Origin of the sequence: Thiomonas bhubaneswarensis, assembly GCF_001418255.1 — a bacterium.
In the GTDB taxonomy this organism is placed as follows: Bacteria; Pseudomonadota; Gammaproteobacteria; order Burkholderiales; family Burkholderiaceae_C; genus Thiomonas; species Thiomonas bhubaneswarensis.
Map to the genome: position 1 here is coordinate 74,151 of NZ_LIPV01000006.1, position 15,271 is coordinate 89,421.

Annotated in this window: 17 protein-coding genes and 1 tRNA gene; 6 read left to right on the forward strand and 12 right to left on the reverse strand. The window is 66.8% G+C overall.

All coding sequences use genetic code 11. The features are described from left to right. Positions 1–259: 259 nt before the first annotated feature. Positions 260–661, reverse strand: a complete 402-nt coding sequence (locus ASC45_RS15910) for a hypothetical protein (protein ID WP_055450753.1) — start codon at positions 659–661, stop codon at positions 260–262. Positions 662–806: 145 nt separating this feature from the next. Continuing rightward, on the reverse strand, positions 807–1,238 hold the full coding sequence (locus ASC45_RS09245; RefSeq protein WP_055450754.1) for a hypothetical protein: 432 nt from the start codon (positions 1,236–1,238) through the stop codon (positions 807–809). Between the two features lie 265 nt (positions 1,239–1,503). On the opposite strand from ASC45_RS09245, the gene ASC45_RS09250 reads away from it, so the two are divergent. Then, positions 1,504–2,790 carry a purine-cytosine permease family protein gene (locus ASC45_RS09250; protein WP_055450755.1) on the forward strand — a complete coding sequence of 429 codons (1,287 nt, stop codon included), beginning with the start codon at positions 1,504–1,506 and terminating at the stop codon, positions 2,788–2,790. Between the two features lie 7 nt (positions 2,791–2,797). On the opposite strand, the gene thiD is transcribed toward ASC45_RS09250, so the two are convergent. The 8 genes from thiD to ASC45_RS09290 form a co-directional block, all read right to left on the reverse strand. After that, the gene (gene thiD, locus ASC45_RS09255) at positions 2,798–3,658 is read right to left on the reverse strand and encodes a bifunctional hydroxymethylpyrimidine kinase/phosphomethylpyrimidine kinase (RefSeq protein ID WP_055450756.1); all 861 of its coding nucleotides are present in this window, start codon (positions 3,656–3,658) and stop codon (positions 2,798–2,800) included. Continuing rightward, positions 3,655–4,308 carry a thiamine phosphate synthase gene (gene thiE, locus ASC45_RS09260; protein ID WP_141655769.1) on the reverse strand — a complete coding sequence of 218 codons (654 nt, stop codon included), beginning with the start codon at positions 4,306–4,308 and terminating at the stop codon, positions 3,655–3,657. The genes thiD and thiE overlap by 4 nt, the downstream gene beginning before the upstream one ends. Positions 4,309–4,323: 15 nt before the next feature. After that, a complete protein-coding gene (thiM, locus tag ASC45_RS09265) occupies positions 4,324–5,148 on the reverse strand; it encodes a hydroxyethylthiazole kinase (RefSeq protein ID WP_055450905.1) in 825 nt (274 codons plus the stop codon). 175 nt (positions 5,149–5,323) lie between these two features. Next, the gene (gene rlmH / locus ASC45_RS09270; RefSeq protein WP_055450757.1) at positions 5,324–5,794 is read right to left on the reverse strand and encodes a 23S rRNA (pseudouridine(1915)-N(3))-methyltransferase RlmH; all 471 of its coding nucleotides are present in this window, start codon (positions 5,792–5,794) and stop codon (positions 5,324–5,326) included. Between the two features lie 9 nt (positions 5,795–5,803). Beyond that, positions 5,804–6,586 carry a ribosome silencing factor gene (gene rsfS, locus ASC45_RS09275; RefSeq protein WP_055450758.1) on the reverse strand — a complete coding sequence of 261 codons (783 nt, stop codon included), beginning with the start codon at positions 6,584–6,586 and terminating at the stop codon, positions 5,804–5,806. Positions 6,587–6,599: 13 nt separating this feature from the next. Beyond that, positions 6,600–7,223 (reverse strand): nicotinate-nucleotide adenylyltransferase, encoded by a 624-nt coding sequence (gene nadD / locus ASC45_RS09280; RefSeq protein ID WP_055450759.1) that lies wholly within the window; start codon positions 7,221–7,223, stop codon positions 6,600–6,602. Beyond that, complete coding sequence (gene hemF, locus ASC45_RS09285) at positions 7,220–8,134, reverse strand: oxygen-dependent coproporphyrinogen oxidase (protein ID WP_055450906.1); 915 nt, start codon at positions 8,132–8,134, stop codon at positions 7,220–7,222. The genes nadD and hemF overlap by 4 nt, the downstream gene beginning before the upstream one ends. Positions 8,135–8,250: 116 nt before the next feature. Next, positions 8,251–8,326 (reverse strand) — tRNA-Ala (locus ASC45_RS09290). A gap of 149 nt (positions 8,327–8,475) precedes the next feature. On the opposite strand from ASC45_RS09290, the gene ASC45_RS09295 reads away from it, so the two are divergent. After that, a complete protein-coding gene (locus tag ASC45_RS09295; protein ID WP_055450760.1) occupies positions 8,476–9,378 on the forward strand; it encodes an alpha/beta hydrolase in 903 nt (300 codons plus the stop codon). Here ASC45_RS09295 and ASC45_RS09300 read toward each other — a convergent pair. Then, entirely contained in the window at positions 9,362–10,264 is a 903-nt protein-coding gene (locus ASC45_RS09300; protein ID WP_055450761.1) for an NAD(P)-dependent oxidoreductase, read from the reverse strand. The genes ASC45_RS09295 and ASC45_RS09300 overlap by 17 nt on opposite strands. A gap of 229 nt (positions 10,265–10,493) precedes the next feature. Here ASC45_RS09300 and ahpC point away from each other — a divergent pair, with 229 nt between their 5' ends. From ahpC to ASC45_RS09320, 4 genes are all read left to right on the forward strand, one after another. Next, complete coding sequence (gene ahpC, locus ASC45_RS09305) at positions 10,494–11,057, forward strand: alkyl hydroperoxide reductase subunit C (protein ID WP_055450762.1); 564 nt, start codon at positions 10,494–10,496, stop codon at positions 11,055–11,057. 136 nt (positions 11,058–11,193) lie between these two features. Then, positions 11,194–12,783 (forward strand): alkyl hydroperoxide reductase subunit F, encoded by a 1,590-nt coding sequence (gene ahpF / locus ASC45_RS09310; protein WP_055450763.1) that lies wholly within the window; start codon positions 11,194–11,196, stop codon positions 12,781–12,783. A gap of 52 nt (positions 12,784–12,835) precedes the next feature. Beyond that, positions 12,836–13,618, forward strand: coding sequence for a peroxide stress protein YaaA (gene yaaA, locus ASC45_RS09315; RefSeq protein WP_055450764.1), 783 nt, complete (start codon positions 12,836–12,838; stop codon positions 13,616–13,618). 2 nt (positions 13,619–13,620) lie between these two features. Beyond that, positions 13,621–13,992, forward strand: a complete 372-nt coding sequence (locus tag ASC45_RS09320) for an arsenate reductase (RefSeq protein ID WP_055450765.1) — start codon at positions 13,621–13,623, stop codon at positions 13,990–13,992. Here ASC45_RS09320 and ASC45_RS09325 read toward each other — a convergent pair. After that, a complete protein-coding gene (locus ASC45_RS09325; protein ID WP_055450766.1) occupies positions 13,978–15,234 on the reverse strand; it encodes a GMC family oxidoreductase N-terminal domain-containing protein in 1,257 nt (418 codons plus the stop codon). The genes ASC45_RS09320 and ASC45_RS09325 overlap by 15 nt on opposite strands. Positions 15,235–15,271 lie beyond the last annotated feature (37 nt).

The following is a 15,271-nucleotide window of genomic DNA, read 5'->3' on the forward strand; positions in this document are numbered from 1 at the left end:
GGGCGGCAAAACGGGCCCGCAGCGCCCTGCGGCAGCGGCTTTTTGCCCCATAACTTGGGCTATGGGGCTGCAAATCCGTCGCCGCATGGCATCCGCATGCCCATTTTTCGCCATCCTCGCCCCAAGCCCGACAGGCTCCTAGACGGGGCGACGCGAGACTGAGCCGCTGGCTCAGCGCGTCGCAGTGCCTGCGGTTGCCTTCGATGTCAGAGAGGCAGCCGCAGCCCAGCCCGAAAGTTGCTCTGCAAACGACAATGGCTTATGGCTTTGCCGCGCCGCCCGGGCCCATACCACCACCGCCCGGCCCCATGCCACCTCCACCGGGGCCCATGCCACCACCGCCCGGGCCCATGCCGCCGCCGGGCCTGCCCTGATGCATGCCTTGCGCAGGGGGCGAGTCGGGCAGTTTCACGCCGCGTTCCTTGGCGCGTTCCTGCATCTGTTTGTGATGTTCGGCGCGAATCTGTTCGCGTTGTTCCGCCGTCTTTGCCTCGCGCATCTTGAGCCGGTATTCACGACGCTCTTTTTGCGTCATCAACTGGCTACCGTAAATAGTCTCCTGTTTTTGCGTCTGGGCATACGCTGCGGTCGCGGTCAGCCCCCCTCCAGCAAGGATGAGGCTGAAGGCAAGGGCGCTCAAAAGCGGTTTGGTCGACATCATGGCAATCTCCTTGGCTGTTCATGCGTGCAGGATCGGGGTGATCCCGACCGTTTCAGGTTAGGCCTTTGGGATACATCTCATTTGATTCATATCAAACAACCTTCATGGCTGGCATAGGGTGCTTTCGGAGCAGCGCGCTCATGCGTCAAATCGTGAACGGCCCACCCTTGGCGTAGGCCTGCCGCTCGAAGCGATTGGCCAGGTAAGGGTCGCGACCGCGCAGTCCCTGCCACAGACTCTCCAGCAGATAGGCCGGGCCGAAGAATGGACCCCAGATCTCGTATTGCTGTACATGCACCCTTTCGTGCGTGCCCAGCCTTTGCAGCGCCGCAGCGTCCACCCCGAGGATGACATGGCCCAGGGTGAGCGCAACGAGGCGATGGCGATTGGGCAGGCGCAGCATCCAACCCCCCAGCGCACCGCCTGAGCATTCCAGGGTGTGATCGACCCGTCGCAGCCGAGCGCCGAGCGCCCAGGCCGGTACGGCGACGAGCAGGCCCAGCAGGGAATAGGGCGCAGCCCAGAGCAGGCCTGCGGCCAGGTTCAGGCGGGGGCGGCGGAGGCGGATCGTGCGCATGGACAGAGACAGGTCAGTCGGCACAGCATAGCCGCGCTGCGAAGCCGTCGCGGGGCGCAGCGGGGACGTTGCCCTGCCTACAATCCACACAACGCCGCAATTCCGCGGCGCAACGCTAGGGGTGCGGGCTGCGCGTTTGCAGCATCGCTGAGACAGTCCCTCCGAACCTGATTGAGGTCATCCTCGCGCAGGGAAGCAAGGTTGGCGGGTGCCCATGGGGCGCACGCCCCGCCGGGTTTCTGCGCGAGCACGCTGGAATCCCGTCATGGCAGCATCTACTCATTCCGCCGACGCGGCTCATGCGTCCCAGGCCAGCGTGCCCGCGCACGAGCGGGCGTTCGGCTTCGGCGATTCGCTGGCGCTCTGGTTCAGTCTGGGCGTGGGGCTGCTGGTCATGCAGGTGGGCGCCTATCTGCGGCCGGGCCTGAGTCTGCCGCAGGCGGCGGGGGCGATTGCCTTGGGCTCGGTCCTGGGCGCGGGATTGCTGGCGTGGGTGGCCGGCATTGGCAGTCGGCACGGGCTGTCGAGTTCGGCGCTGATCGGCCACACTCTGGGGCAACGCTTTGCCATGCTGCCGGTGGCGCTCAACGTGGTGCAACTGCTGGGTTGGACCGCGTTCGAGCTGGTGGTCATGCGCGACGGCACACGCACCATCGTCGATCATGTGTTCGGTGTGCGTGGCGCATGGGTGCCCGTGGTCGCCACCCTGGCCTGGGGCGCGCTGCTGCTGGTGCTGGCCAGCGGGCGGATGATCGGTCTGGTGCGGCGTTTCGTCAGCCGCGCGGCCATGCCGCTGATCGTCGCATCGCTGATGTGGCTGACCTACCAGTTCGGCCTGAAGGCCTGGCACCTGGGTTTCGACGCGCTCTGGGCGCGGCCGGGCGACGGCTCCATGAGTCTGCTCGCGGCGGTGGATCTGGTCGTGGCCATGCCGGTGTCGTGGCTGCCGCTGGTGGCCGACTATGCCCGCTACGGCCGCCACGCCGGGGCGACGGCGCGCGGCACCTGGATCGGCTATGCCGCGGCGAACATCTGGTGTTATGCGCTGGGGGTGCTGGTCATCAGCGTCTCGCCGGGTGATACCGACATGCTCAGCACCCTGCTGCTGGCCCAGGGCGGGCTGATCGCGCTGGGCTTCATTCTGGTGGACGAGGTGGACAACGCCTTCGGCGACGTGCACTCGGGCGCGGTCTCGACCAATTTTCTGCGCGCCAACTGGACCATCCGTCGCACGGGCATGACGCTGGTGGTCCTGGCTACCGTGGCCGCGCTGGCGCTGCCGATGCACGCGCTGGAGCCCTTCCTGCTCACCCTCAGCTCGGTGTTCGTGCCCTTGTTCGGCGTGGTGATCGCGCAGCTTGCGCCGGGCTTGCCGCCCAAGGGCAACTGGCGCTGGGGGCCGATGGCGGTCTGGCTGCTGGGCATCGGGGTGTTTCAGTTGGGCACCGTCTGGTGGCCCAGTTGGGGATCGGCCCTGCCCAGTCTGGCTTTTACGCTCTTCGCGGCTGGGCTGTTGCGTTGGCGCGAAGCGCGGGTGCCGCAAAGCCGCTGACAGCTTCCTACAGCGGCAACCGCCTGGTCGCTTGCGGCGCGTGGCCGTGATTGAGCGGGCCGTGCCCATGACCGAGCTGCATGTCGGCCCCGGCCAGCAGCGCGCCGCGCACGAAATCGCGGCCCTGTGCGACGGCCTCGACCAAGTGCGCGCCCAGCGCCAGATGACAGGCAATGGCCGAAGACAGGCTGCAGCCGGTGCCGTGGGTGTTGCGGGTGGGAATGCGCGGCGCTTCCCAACGCTCGATTCGGCTGTCGGGAAGCAGCAACAGGTCGGTGAGCTGGGGGCCGGGCAGATGCCCACCCTTGAGCAGCACGGCGGGCGCGCCGAGCGCCTGCAAGCGTTCAGCGGCCTGATCCAGCTCGTCGATGCCGATGGCATCCAGCCGCAGCAGCCAGGCGGCTTCGTCGAGGTTGGGGGTGATGAGGGTGGCGAGGGGAAAGAGCTCGCTCACCAGGCAGTCCACCGTGGATTCGGTAATCAGCTTGTCGCCGCTGGTGGCGACCATCACCGGGTCGAGCACCACATGGGCGAAGCGGTGGCGGCGGATGGCGTCGGCCACCACCCGCACCACGCCGACGTCGTGCAGCATGCCGATCTTCACCGCATCGACGCCGATGTCTTCGACCACCGCGTCGATCTGTTGCGCCAGCAATTCGGGCGGCAGAGCCTGAATGGTCCGCACGCCTTGCGTGTTCTGCGCCGTGATAGCGGTGATGGCCGTCATGCCATAGCAGCCCAGCGCCGCCATGGTCTTGAGATCGGCCTGGATGCCCGCGCCGCCGCCGCTGTCGGAACCGGCGATGCTGAGCACGCGAGCGTAGCGCGCCACGGGGGGAATGTCGGTCTGGGGGGTAGGGGAGGTCATCGCGGGGCAGGTGAATCGGTGAACTGGCGCAGCGTGCGCGCGGCCTCGGCCGGGTTGGGCGCGGCACACAGGGCCCGCACCACGGCGAGGCCGTCGGCCCCGGCGGCCATGACTTGCGCCGCGTTGTCGAGATCGATGCCGCCGATGGCGATCAGCGGCAGATCGGTGAGGGCGCGCAGCGCGCGCAGGCCGTCGAGCCCAAGCGCCGGGGCGGTGTCTTGCTTGCTCGGCGTGGCGAACACGGGGCTGACGCCCAGGTAGTCCACCGGCAGGCCATGCGCCGCGCGCACCTGCTCGGCGTTTTCCACGGACAGACCGATCAGCGCGTGGGGCATCAGCCGACGCGCGTCTTCGAGGGGCATGTCGCTCTGGCCGACATGCACGCCATCGGCGCCCGCAGCCAGCGCCACATCGACGCGGTCGTTGACGATCAAGGGCACGCCCAGCGGCTCGAGCAGGGCCTTGAGCGCGCGGGCACGTTCGACGAAAGATCGCGTGTCGAGATGCTTCTCGCGCAGTTGCACGCAGCTCGCCCCGCCCCGCACGGCGTCGGCCACGACGGCCTCGACCCCGCGCGGGCCACACAGCGCGGCATCGGTGACGAGGTGCAGCCTCAGCATGGCCAAGGGCCAGCGGCGCGGCGCGTTCATGGCTCAGTCACCGTCTCAGTTACCGGTCTGCAAACGCAGCCGGGCGAGGAAGGTGGCAGCGTCGAGGAGCTGCAGGCCGTCGAGCAGGGCGATCTGCAACTGGCCGACGCCACGGCCTGCGGCCTGGACCTGCTCGGCGGCGACTTCACCGACCACGCCCAAATAGGCCATGGCGGCGGTCGTGGCGTGAAACGCATCGGGCTGCACCGCGCTGAAAGCGCCGATCAGGGCGCTGGCCGAGCAGCCCACGCCGGTGACGCGCGTCATCCAGACGTGGCCGTTGGACAGGCGTGCATGTCGGCCATCGGGTGCGAGCACATGGTCGGTTGCGCCGCTGACGCAGACCACGGCATCCAGTCTGGACGCCAGCTCGCGCGCGGCCCGCACCGCGTCGTCCGACGCTGCCGAGCTGTCCACCCCGCGGGTGGCGGCCGCGACGCCAGCCACGCTCAGAATCTCCGAGGCATTGCCGCGCAGCACCGTGGGGTTGCCCGCTTCCAGCAGTTCGGCCACGGCCTGATTGCGGTAAGGCGTGGCCCCGGCACCGACCGGGTCGAGCACCACGGGAATGCCGCGCTCGCGCGCCTTTTGCAGCGCCAGGCGCATGGACTCGATCCAGCGGGGTTCGAGCGTGCCGATGTTGAGCACCAGCGCCTGGGCGATGCCGGCCATGTCGACGACCTCTTCGCGGGCATGCGCCATCACCGGCGCGGCACCCAGCGCCAGCAGCGCATTGGCGTTGTAGTTCATCACCACGAAATTGGTGATGTTGTGCACCAGCGGTTGCTGCTGGCGCACGGCGAGCACATCGGCCCAAAGGGAGTCGGGGGTGGGTTGCATGACGAGTCCGGCAGGAAGAATCATCCCAGATTGTTCATTAGGGCATGGGATAATGGCGAAGCGCGGGGGCAAAGATGCCCCAAGCCGACCGCCAGCACCCATGCAGGCGCGAAGCGCCGCCTAATGGACAATCTGGGATCATCATTATCGCCGCGGCATGGACGGCGAAAAGCGCTCAGGCGCGGTGATAGGGATGCCCGGTCAGCAGGCTGTGGGCGCGGTAGAGCTGCTCGGCCAGCAGCACCCTCACCAAGCCGTGGGGCAGGGTGAGATCAGAGAGCCGCAGCAAGGTGTCGGCCTTCTGCTTGAGGCGCGGGGCCAGCCCGTCGGCCCCGCCGATCACCAGAGCGACATCGCGGCCCTCCTGCCGCCATTGCTGCAGGACTTGGGCAAGCGCCTCGGTGGTGAGGCGTTGGCCGCGCTCATCGAGGGTGACGAGGCGCGCGCCCACGGGTACGGCCGCCTCGATGCGCTGGGCCTCGCGCTCCATCACCGCTTCGGCGCTGATGCTGGAGCTGCGCGCCTCGGCGCGGATTTCCTTGAGCAGCAGCGGCGTCTCGGGCGGGAGGCGCTTGGCGTAATCGGCATAGGCCTCGTCCACCCAGCGCGGCATGCGCTGGCCCACGGCGAGCAGCCAGAGTTTCATGCGGGCCGGTCAGGAGGCCCGTGTTTTGGCGGCAACGCGCTTGGCCGCAGCGCGTTTGGCGGGAGCCTTGGCTGCAGGCCGCTTGGCTGCGGCGACTTGGGTGGATGCCGTCTTGCTCGCAGCCGGGCGCTTGGCGGCCGTGGGAGCTTCCACCGCTTGTGCGCGTTTGCGGGCCGGAGCCGCAGGCGCGGAACGCGCACCGGCTGCGGTGCCGACCACACGGGTCACGCGCTTTTTCTCGGCGCTGGTTTCGCCATACGGCGAGGTGCGGGTGGGGGCAGGGCTCGCCGCAGCCTTCTTGGCGGCTGGGCGCTTGCGCGCCGGAGCCTTGCTGGCAACCGACTTGCTGGCAGCCGTCTTGCGCGCAGGAGCCTTGGTTTCGGCGTCGGGTTTGTCGGGGCGGCTGTCCGGGCCCTTGGCGGCCACTTTCGCGCCCACACGCTTGGCACCGCCGAGTTTGAGGTGCACCGGCTTGGCGCCCCACAGTTCTTCGAGCTTGTAGTAGGCGCGGATCGCGGGCTGCATGATGTGCACCACGGCCGCGCCGCAGTCCACCAGCACCCATTCGCCGGTTTCCTCACCCTCGGGGTTGCGCACCTCGAATCCAGCGGCTTTCACGCTGTCGCGCACGCTGCTGGCCAGGGCGCGCGTCTGGCGGTTGGACGTACCACTGGCGACGATGACCCGGTCGAACAGGCTGGTGAGTTCTTCGGTGTTGAACACCTCAATGTCCTGGGCCTTGACGTCTTCGAGGGCGTCGACGATGGTGCGTTGCAGTTTGCGGATGTCCATGCTGATGAGTGGGTTAGGCGTGGGTGTAAAGGCGATGTTGCTCAATGTAGTGTGCCACAGCGGTCGGCGCCAGCCCGGCCAGCGACTCGCCCTGGGCGATGCTGTGGCGGATGCGGGTGGCCGAAAGGTCGATCTCGGGCATGGCCAGCCGGTGCAGCCGGTGCCCGTGCGCGGCCAGGGCGTGGAGCAATTCGGGCGGCGCCTCATCGGCATAGCCCGGACGCCGCGCCGCGGCCAGATCGACCTGCGCCACGATGTCTTCCCAGCCGTTCCAGGTCGGGAGGTTGCGCAGCTGGTCGGCACCGAGGATGAAGGTGAACGCCGTGTAGGGATGCGCGGCGCGCAGCGCCCGCACCGTATCGATGGTGTAGCTCGGCCCCTGGCGCTTGAGCTCGATGTCGCAGGCGAGCAGGCCGGGGTGTCCGGCGATGGCCAGGTTCACCATGTCCCAGCGCTGCTGCGGACTTGCCGCCAGCGGATCGCGCTGCCACGGCTGCCCCGCGGGGATGAACCAGACCGCGTCGAGAGACAGCTCGCTGCAGGCGCTTTCGGCGAGTTGCAGGTGCGCGTTGTGGATGGGATCGAAACTGCCGCCCAGCAAGCCGATGCGCCGGGGCGTCGTTGCGGTATCGCTCATTCAGCCGCCCAGTCCCTCGGCTTGAGAAAGACGTCGTAGAGCTGCGCCTCGGGCGACCCGGCTTCGGGGTGCCAGTCGTAGCGCCATTTCACGATGGGCGGCATGGACATGAGGATGGATTCGGTGCGTCCGCCCGACTGCAGGCCGAAGTGGGTGCCCCGATCCCACACCAAATTGAACTCGACGTAACGGCCGCGGCGGTAGGCCTGGAAGTCGCGTTCGCGCTCGCCATAAGGCAGGTCACGGCGGCGTTCCACGATGGGCAGATAAGCGGGCAGAAAGGCGTCGCCCACGGCTCGCATCAGCGCGAACCCCTGCTCGAATCCGCCCTCGTTGTAATCGTCGAAAAACACCCCGCCAATGCCGCGCGGCTCGTTGCGGTGCTTGAGAAAGAAATACTCGTCGCACCAGGCCTTGAAGCGCGGGTAGTGGTCATCGCCAAAGGGCGCGAGCGCGGTCTGGCAGGTGCGGTGAAAGTGGCGGGCGTCTTCCTCGAAGCCGTAATAGGGCGTGAGGTCCATGCCGCCACCGAACCACGCCACCGGCGACTGTCCGTCGGGGTTGGCCATGAGCATGCGCACGTTCATATGCACCGTCGGCACATAGGGGTTGGTCGGGTGGAACACCAGCGAAATGCCCAGAGCCTCGAAAGGCGCCCCAGCCAGCTCGGGCCGGTGCTGGGTGGCCGAAGGCGGCAGCCTGGGGCCGCGCACATGCGAAAAATTGCAGCCGCCGCGTTCGAGCAGGCCGCCAAACTCGATCAGACTACTGACGCCCTCGCCCTGCAGAGGCGAGTCGGCGGGACGTGTCCACGCATCGCGGCGGAAGGACTGACCGTCCGCCGCCTGTAGGGCGTCGAGAATGCGGCTCTGGAGATCGAGAAGGTAGATGCGGACCTGATCGGTTTGCATGAGAGCGAACCCGGGCCGAGCCCAGGGTGTATGGCGAAAGCTCGCCATTCTTTCATGTTCGCAGCATGAGCAACCCACAAAACAAAAGCCCAGGCCAGGGCCTGGGCTTGGATGTTTGGTGGACCGAAGGAGGATCGAACTCCCGACCTCTGCATTGCGAACGCAGCGCTCTCCCAGCTGAGCTATCGGCCCCAAAGCGAAATCATAACCGACGCCGCGAATGCGGCCGAATGGTGTGGTGCAAGCGCACTGGTAACGAACGGTATCTTCGATGGTGAGGTGCGACATCTCGTCCTACCATCGCGCGGTGACAAATCCGTAGGCGGACCCGATGGGGTGGGATGATGCGTTACGACGCTGCGGTGCTCGACCGCGAATTCAATAATCGTGAGCTGGTGCCCGATTGGGCCGATTATCTCGCCCGCTGGAAGCGCGATTCGCAGGAAGCGAGGCTGAACTGGCCTTGTCTTCTCGACCTGCCGTATGGCGATGCGATCACGCAGACCCTCGACTGGTTTGCGCCGGCGGCGACCGGGACGGCCCCTTGTCTGGTGTTCATTCACGGCGGATGGTGGCGTTCGCTCGACAAGGCCGATCACAGTTTTCTGGCGCCGCCCTTCGTGGCGCGCGGGGTGCATGTGGTCGTCGTGAACTACGCGCTCGCGCCTGGGGCGTCCTTGCAGGAGATCGTGCGCGACGTGGTGCAGGCCTTGGTCTGGGTGTGGCGTCGCGCGGAGGACTTCGGCGTGGAGCGTTCGCGCATCGTCCTGGCCGGTCATTCGGCTGGAGCGCATCTGGCGGCCATGATGCTGACTTGCCGCTTCGACTGGTTGGGCGATGATCTACCTGCACAGATTCCCGCGGGCGCATTGGCCCTGTCGGGCGTTTATGACCTCGAAGCGGTGCGAAAGACGGCTTTCCTGCAGCGCGATCTGCGGTTGACGCAACACAGCGCGCGGGCCATGTCGCCAGCCTGGCTGCCACCTTCGGGCCCGGCACCGCTGGCCCTGGCGGTGGGCGCGGAGGAGTCGGAGGCGTTTCACGTCCAGGCCAGGCTGATGCATCGCCACTGGCCGGGTTCGGGCAAGACCCTGGTCGTGCCCGGCGCCCATCATTTCTCGGTGCTCGATGCGCTGGCGCAGCCGGGCTCTGCCCTGCACAACCGACTGTGGGATCTGATCGGAGAGCGCAATCAGTCAAGCGCAAGGCACGACGAGGCGCAGGGTCTCACACTGGAGGGTTGAGTTCACCCTGCTGCTCCTCGAGCACGCGCAGCAGGCTGGAGGTGTCGTCGCGGCCCCAGCCTGACTGCATCAGCACTTCGAGCTGGCGCTGCACCTGCTCCAGCGCGGGCAGACGCAAGCCGGCGGCCTGGGCGGAGGCCGCGATCAGGCCGAAGTCCTTGGCATGCAGGCGGGCTTCGATGCCGGCGGCGAAATCGCGCCGGGCCATCTTCGGCCCCATCAGGTCGAGCATGCGGCTGCTGGCGAAGCCGGTGCCGATGGCATCCAGCACGGCCTGAGTGTCCACACCCTGCCTCGCCGCATAGAGCAGGGCTTCGGCGATGGCCTCGATGGTGACGACCTGGATGAGTTGATTGCAGGCCTTGGCCACCTGCCCGCTGCCGCTGGGGCCGACGTGTTTCACATTCGGACCCAGGGCTTGCAGCAACGGCAGCGCGCGCGCGAAGGTCTCGGCGTCACCGCCCACCATAATGCTCAGGCTGGCGTCGCGCGCGCCGCGCACGCCGCCCGAGACGGGGGCGTCGAGAAAGTGCAGGCCTGCCGTGCGCAATGTTTGCCCGATGTCGCGCGCGCCCTCGGCTGCGATGGTGCTGTGGTCGATGCACACCGCACCGGGGTGGGCGCCGTGCATGGCGCCATCGGGGCCGCAAAGCACGGCTCGCACGTCATCGGTCGAGGTGACGTTGGTGAAGATGAAATCCGCGTCACGCGCCGCTTCTGCGGGCGTCGCGCACACCTCCACGCCGAGTTCTGCAGCGGCGGCACGGCTGCTCTCGCTGCGGGCATAGACCCTGGCGGAGCAGCCCAGTCGCAGCAGATGGCCCAGCATGGGCGTTCCCATGGCGCCCAGGCCGATGTAGGTGATCGAGGTCGTTGCAGGGTTCATGGCAGCACACCGAAGCGGCAGGAGAAAGGGGTTGCAGCGGCCATGTTGCATCGCGCAACGCGTGGCCTGACTCTGCAACATAGGGGAGGACTATGGGCGAAATTGAAAGAGTCCATTGGACGGATGTGGGGGCAAACCCTAGAGTGTGCACTGCAACATAAACGAAGGTAAAACCTTCTCAGTCGCCCTCTCTCAATGGGCCGTCAACAGCAACCTCAAGGAGTTTCACATGTCTTTGATCAACACCGCAGTCAAACCTTTCAAAGCCACCGCGTTCCAGAACGGCAAGTTCTTCGAAGTGACCGAGGCCAGCCTCAAGGGCAAATGGTCGGCCCTGGTGTTCTACCCCGCCGACTTCACCTTCGTCTGCCCGACCGAGCTCGAAGACCTGGCCGACAACTACGACACTTTCAAATCCCTCGGGGTGGAAGTGTATGGCGCGTCCACCGACACCCATTTCGCCCACAAGGCTTGGCACGACACCTCCGAAGCGATCAAGAAGGTCAAGTTCCCGCTGATCGGCGACCCGACCGGCGCCCTGACCCGCAATTTCGATGTCATGATCGAAGAGGAAGGCCTGGCGCTGCGCGGCACCTTCCTGATCAACCCTGAAGGCGTGATCAAGCTGTGCGAAATCCACGACAACGGCATCGGCCGCGACGCCAAGGAGCTGCTGCGCAAGGTGCAGGCCGCGCAGTACGTGGCTGCCCACCCCGGCGAAGTCTGCCCGGCGAAGTGGAAGCAGGGCGACGCCACCCTCAAGCCTTCGCTCGATCTGGTCGGCAAGATCTGATCGTTTCGCCCGCAGTTCGGTTTCGCACCCTCGGTTTCGCACCATAAGGGCGCAGTGAGGCGCGCGCCCGGCTGATCGCCGGGCGGGAATGCGCCTGTCCGTTTCCTTTTCTCATCGCATCTCAGAGGATTGCGCCATGCTCGACGACGCTCTGCTTTCCCAACTCAAGGCCTATTTGGAGCGCGTGAACCAGCCGTTCGTGGTCACGGCGTCGCTCGACGACAGCGAGCAGGCGGCGCAGATGCGCACTCTGCTTGAACAGATCGCGGGCCTGTCGGACAAGATTTCGGTACGGTTCGACGGCACCGATGCGCGGCGTCCTTCGTTCGCGCTGGAGCGCGTCGGCGGCCCGGCGCAGCATCTGCGGTTCGCCGCCATTCCGCTGGGGCATGAATTCACCTCGCTGGTGCTGGCGCTGCTGTGGACGGGCGGACACCCGCCCAAGGTCGAGCCTGAAACCATCGAGGCGATTCGCCAGCTCGACAGCGACTATCGCTTCGAGGTGTACATGTCGCTGAGCTGCCATAACTGCCCCGACGTGGTGCAGGCGCTGTCGCTCATGGCCGTGCTCAACCCCCGGGTGCAGACAGTGGTCATCGACGGTGCCCTGTACCAGGACGAAGTCGAGTCGCGGCAGATCATGGCCGTGCCCACGGTGTATCTGAACGGCGAGTTGTTCGGCAGCGGCCGCATGGATGTGGCAGAAATCGTGGCCAGGCTCGACAGCGGCTCTGCCGAGCGCGATGCCGCACGGCTCAATGCTCAGGAGCCCTACGACGTGCTCATCGTCGGCGGCGGCCCTGCTGGTGCCGCCGCCGCGGTGTATGCGGCGCGCAAGGGCATACGCGTGGGTCTGGCGGCCGAGCGCTTCGGCGGTCAGGTCAACGACACCCTGGCCATCGAGAACTACATCTCGGTGCTCGCCACCGACGGCCCTAAGTTTGCTGCGGCGCTGGAGTCGCATGTCCGGGAATACGGCGTCGATCTGCTCAATCAACAGCGCGCCGAAAAGCTCGTTCCGGCCGAGCAGGAGGGCGGCCTGATCGCCGTCGAATTCGCCCATGGAGGACGGTTGCAGGCTCGCAGCGTCATTCTCTCCACGGGGGCGCGCTGGCGCACGGTGAATGTGCCGGGCGAGGCCGAGTACCGCAACAAGGGCGTGGCCTACTGCCCGCACTGCGACGGCCCGCTGTTCAAGGGCAAGCGCGTGAGCGTGATCGGCGGGGGCAATTCGGGTGTGGAAGCCGCCATTGATCTGGCCGGTCTGGTCGCGCATGTGACCCTGCTGGAATTCGCCCCCGAACTGCGCGCCGATGCCGTGCTGGTGAGCAGGCTGCGCAGCCTGCCCAACGTCACCATCCTGACGAACGCGCAAACCACCGAAATCACCGGCGACGGCAGCAAGGTGAATGGCCTGACCTACACCGATCGCGCCACCGGCGAAAGCCATCACCTGGCGCTCGAAGGCGTGTTCGTGCAGATCGGGCTGGTGCCCAATACCGAGTGGCTCAAGGGCGTGGTCGAACTGAGCCGCTTCGGCGAGATCGTGGTCGATGCCAAGGGGCAGACTTCGGTGCCCGGCGTCATGGCCGCGGGCGATGCGACGACCGTGCCGTACAAGCAGATCGTCATCGCCGCGGGTGACGGTGCCAAGGCGGCGCTCGCTGCCTTCGACTACTTGATCCGCACGCCGCTGCCGCGTCTTGCCAGCGTGGAAACGGTCTGACGGGCAGGCGACCGATACACTGAACGGCAACCCCTGTTCTCGCGGAGATGCTATGTTGCTGATGGTTTTATCCCCTGCCAAATCGCTCGACTACACCACCCCGCCGACGACATCCATCGCCACCCAGCCGCAGTTCGTCAAGCAGGCCACAGCGCTGGTGGAGGGCCTGCGCAAGCAGAGCCCGCAGCAGCTCGGCGCGCTCATGGGCATCTCCGACAAGCTGGCCGCGCTCAATGCCGCCCGCTTCGCCGAGTGGAAGCCACGGTTCACGCCCGAGGACAGCAAGCAGGCCGTGCTGGCCTTCAACGGCGATGTCTATGAGGGACTCGATGCCGGAAGTCTGAGCGAAAAGGATCTGCAATGGGCGCAGCAGCACCTGCGCATCCTCAGTGGCCTCTACGGGGTGTTGCGCCCGCTTGATCTGATGCGGCCCTATCGCCTGGAGATGGGCACGGCCTGGCCCAATGCCCTGGGCAAGGATCTGTATGCCTACTGGGGCTCGCAGATCGCCGAGAGCCTCAACGCCGATCTGGCCGAGGGCAAGGGCGAGCCGGTGCTGGTGAACCTGGCTTCCGACGAATACTTCCGCAGCGTCGATCGCGGTGTGCTCAAGGCGCGTGTGGTGCAGCCTGTGTTTCAGGACGGCACGCCGCAAAAGGGCTACAAGGTGGTCAGCTTCTACGCCAAGCGCGCCCGCGGTCTGATGGCCCGTTACATCGTCCTGCACCGGATCTCCACGGTGGAAAAGATCAAGGCCTTCGACAGCGAAGGCTACCGCTTCGTGCCCGAGGTCTCCAAGGAAGATCAATGGATTTTCCGGCGGGACAAGGTGTGAACATGAGCACTGCGTCCGCACTCAAGGTTTACGGCATTGCCAACTGCGACACCGTCAAGCGGGCGCGGCAGTGGCTGCAGGAGCAGGGCTTGGGTTACGAGTTCGTTGATTTCAAGAAAACCCCGCCCGATGCCCGTCAGATCGGGGTCTGGGCCAATGCCGCGGGCTGGGAGGTCTTGCTCAACCGGCGCGGCACCACCTGGCGCAAGCTCGATGCGGCCACGCAGTCTGCCGTGCGCGATGCCGCCAGCGCGGTGGACGTGCTGGTTCAACATCCCAGCGCCATCAAGCGCCCCGTGGTCGAAATGGGCGATGTGTTGCTGGTCGGGTTCGGCGAGTCGGCTTGGCGCGAAGCGTTTTCAGTGCTGCGATAGGCGGTCTGCCAGATAGTTGCCCAGCGCCAGCAGGGTGAGGGTAGGCGGCAGCCCCCATGGTTCGGGAATGACCGAGGCGTCGCACACATGCAGGTTAGGGCTGTGGCAGCACAGACTATCGTCGAGCAGTTCGCCCAGCCGCACCGAGCCGCCCGGGTGCGCTGCTACCCAAGGCGAGACATAAGGCCGTCTCGCTCCTGCGGCTTTCAACACCGCGCGCGCCTGTTCCACGCCTGCGCGCATCTTCTGTTTGTCACCCGGCCCGAAGCGTCGCCAGGGACGGCCGTGCGCATCGATGCGGCCTTCGATGTCGTCACGGATTTTCACCATGATCATCGCGGTATGGCCGTAGCCGAGCAACTGATCGGGGCGGCCCGCAGCCCAGGCGAAGGCGCGGAAAAAATTCGCCGGAATGGTGATGTCCGACAGCATGTAGCCGGCCTCGGTGTCGAAGTAGCCCGCTGACATCGAGATGTCGTGGGTCTGTCTTGCGGCGGGAGCTTGCGCCATGACGATGCGCAGCGGGTCGCAGAAAAAGCCCTGGCCCGCCGCCTCCACCCCGCTGCGCTGCAGGATGGCCGGGCTGGCGATGCCGCCCGCGCTCAAGATCACACGCCCGGCGCGGAACACCCGGGTCGAGCCCTGGTCGCGCGCCTCGACGCCGATGGCTCGCCCATGCTCGAACAGGACTCGGGTGGCCTGCACGCCGGTGCGCAGATCGGCGCCGTGTGCGACCGCCTGCTGCAACAGCGGGTGAGTCGACCAGAACGCCTCGGGCGGACATTGTCCGCTTTCACAGCGGGACTGGTCGATCATTTTCGGCAGCGGCTGCCAGGGCAGCCCGAGCGTGCGCCCGGCCTGCATCAACAGCGAAGGAATGGGCGCGAGCAGATCGTCGCGCAAAGGCTCATGCGGAGATTCGGCCAACACGCGCTGCAACGCGGCTTCGAGGTCGATGCCGTGCCGGGCGAACATCGCCAGCGGCGGGCGCGCGGCCGTGTGGTAGAAGGTGACCGAGCCGCCCCCCACGCGCAGGCTGCGCAGCAGCACCACGCCGGGCGCGATGTGCATGGCCTCTTTTCGGCGCAGCAATCCGAGCAAGCGCGTGCCCGGCGGCGGGCCGGAACCCTGTTCCAGAATGCGCACCCGCGCACCCGAGCGTGCCAGATCGCGCGCCACCATGGCCCCGGCCGGACCGGAGCCGACCACGAGAACGTCGGGTATAGGCTCGGTATCGGCCATGCGTCAACGTGCTGCGCGGGTCGGGCGGAGAACAGGG

Excerpts from the sequence above, each read along its gene's own strand:
- nadD (WP_055450759.1), bottom strand. The coding sequence starts at position 7,223 with ATGAGCGATACCGCAACGACGCCCCGGCGCATCGGCTTGCTGGGCGGC.
- ASC45_RS09295 (WP_055450760.1), top strand. The coding sequence starts at position 8,476 with ATGATGCGTTACGACGCTGCGGTGCTCGACCGCGAATTCAATAATCGT.
- ASC45_RS15910 (WP_055450753.1), bottom strand. The coding sequence starts at position 661 with ATGATGTCGACCAAACCGCTTTTGAGCGCCCTTGCCTTCAGCCTCATC.
- rlmH (WP_055450757.1), bottom strand. The coding sequence starts at position 5,794 with ATGAAACTCTGGCTGCTCGCCGTGGGCCAGCGCATGCCGCGCTGGGTG.
- thiE (WP_141655769.1), bottom strand. The coding sequence starts at position 4,308 with ATGAACGCGCCGCGCCGCTGGCCCTTGGCCATGCTGAGGCTGCACCTC.
- ASC45_RS09245 (WP_055450754.1), bottom strand. The coding sequence starts at position 1,238 with ATGCGCACGATCCGCCTCCGCCGCCCCCGCCTGAACCTGGCCGCAGGC.
- ASC45_RS09250 (WP_055450755.1), top strand. The coding sequence starts at position 1,504 with ATGGCAGCATCTACTCATTCCGCCGACGCGGCTCATGCGTCCCAGGCC.
- ASC45_RS09325 (WP_055450766.1), bottom strand. The coding sequence starts at position 15,234 with ATGGCCGATACCGAGCCTATACCCGACGTTCTCGTGGTCGGCTCCGGT.
- thiD (WP_055450756.1), bottom strand. The coding sequence starts at position 3,658 with ATGACCTCCCCTACCCCCCAGACCGACATTCCCCCCGTGGCGCGCTAC.
- ahpF (WP_055450763.1), top strand. The coding sequence starts at position 11,194 with ATGCTCGACGACGCTCTGCTTTCCCAACTCAAGGCCTATTTGGAGCGC.
- hemF (WP_055450906.1), bottom strand. The coding sequence starts at position 8,134 with ATGCAAACCGATCAGGTCCGCATCTACCTTCTCGATCTCCAGAGCCGC.
- ASC45_RS09300 (WP_055450761.1), bottom strand. The coding sequence starts at position 10,264 with ATGAACCCTGCAACGACCTCGATCACCTACATCGGCCTGGGCGCCATG.
- rsfS (WP_055450758.1), bottom strand. The coding sequence starts at position 6,586 with ATGGACATCCGCAAACTGCAACGCACCATCGTCGACGCCCTCGAAGAC.
- thiM (WP_055450905.1), bottom strand. The coding sequence starts at position 5,148 with ATGCAACCCACCCCCGACTCCCTTTGGGCCGATGTGCTCGCCGTGCGC.
- ASC45_RS09320 (WP_055450765.1), top strand. The coding sequence starts at position 13,621 with ATGAGCACTGCGTCCGCACTCAAGGTTTACGGCATTGCCAACTGCGAC.
- ahpC (WP_055450762.1), top strand. The coding sequence starts at position 10,494 with ATGTCTTTGATCAACACCGCAGTCAAACCTTTCAAAGCCACCGCGTTC.
- yaaA (WP_055450764.1), top strand. The coding sequence starts at position 12,836 with ATGTTGCTGATGGTTTTATCCCCTGCCAAATCGCTCGACTACACCACC.